This window comes from Micromonospora sp. 15K316, from assembly GCF_004348525.1.
GTDB lineage: Bacteria > Actinomycetota > Actinomycetes > Mycobacteriales > Micromonosporaceae > Micromonospora.
In genome coordinates, this window is record NZ_SMKG01000419.1 from 1 (window position 1) to 1,220 (window position 1,220).

A 1,220-nucleotide genomic window follows, 5' to 3' on the forward strand; every position below is an offset into this window, starting at 1 on the left:
GGCCGGGGCGGGAGACGAGCGCGAAGCGGGTCACCGCGTCCGGGTGGTCGGCGATCTTGTCGGCCAGTACGGCCAGCCGGTGGCGGGTGGCGCCGATCGGGGCGCAGATCGCCGCGTCGTACTCGCCGGCGGCGGCGCCCGCGGCCGCGGCTCCGTTGGAGAGCACGTCGACCACGACCGCGTCGGGCAGGTTGGCGCGCAGCCAGTTCCGGCACTGGGTGGAGGCCTGCGGGTGTGCGGCCACCGTGCCGATCGCGTCCGGTTCGGTGCCGGGGCGCGCGCCGAGCACGAACTCCACGGGCAGGATCACCTCGCGGGTGATGACCAGGGGTTCCCCTTCGGCCAGCTCGTCGAGGGTCACCCCGACCGCCCCACCTATCGAGTTCTCCAGCGGCACCAGCGCCGAGTCGGCCTCACCGGCCCGTACGCTCTCCAGCGCCTCCCCGACGCTGCGGGCGGGCGTACGGCTGCCGTGCTCGGCGGCCGGGATCGTACGCAGCGCCTGCTCGGCGAAGGTGCCCTCGGGCCCGAGGTAGACGAAGCGGGTCGGCGGAGTTCCTGGCATGCCGACCAGCCTACGCACCCGGTACGCCCACCGTGCCGCTGTCGCAGGCCAAGGTCCGGATGCCGGGCGGGGCGACCACCCGCACCTCGGCGTTGCACACGTCCGTGCCGGCGGTCACCAGCTCTGGTGCGGCCGGCCGGCCCCGGGTGACGACCTGGAGCTCCTCGTGACCGGTCACCTCGAGCACCGTGTACTGCCACTCGGCGGCGCAGAGCGGCCCGGTGCCGACCTTGACCCGGACGCCGTCGGGGAGCACTGCGGCGCGGCCCCGCAGCAGGTTGACGATCCGCTCACCGGTCGGGCCGTTCCGGCACGGCGTCGCCACCAGCCCCGCGTCGGCCGAGGGGGACGGCAGGCCCGGCCCGGTAGACGGCTGGCCGGTCGCCGTCGGCGCGGGTGAGGTGGGGGCCGCCGTCGGTGCCGGCGGCGCGGTCGGCGAGGTGGGGGATGCCGACTGGCTCAGCTCGGGCGGCACACCGCAGCCGGCGAGCGCCAGGACGGTCAGGGCGGCCGCCGCGGCTCGTGCTCGCCGGCCCGACGCCGTCACGGGAACGCGGGGGCGGGGAGCCACGCCGATCGGCCGTCCGGCGGGCACGCTCGCGCGCGCACCGGCCCGGGTCGGTCGGCGGGACGGGGTGCCCGGTCTGCTCCCCGC

The 1,220-nt window shown here is 77.1% G+C and carries 2 protein-coding genes; both read right to left on the reverse strand.

Annotated features, from left to right (window positions below):
- Positions 1–565 (reverse strand): prephenate dehydratase domain-containing protein (locus E1211_RS32085; RefSeq protein WP_305792241.1); only part of this gene is annotated, 565 nt, incomplete at its 3' end.
- Positions 566–575: 10 nt separating this feature from the next.
- Positions 576–1,160 carry a hypothetical protein gene (locus E1211_RS32090; RefSeq protein WP_371686237.1) on the reverse strand — a complete coding sequence of 195 codons (585 nt, stop codon included), beginning with the start codon at positions 1,158–1,160 and terminating at the stop codon, positions 576–578.
- Positions 1,161–1,220: the final 60 nt, after the last annotated feature.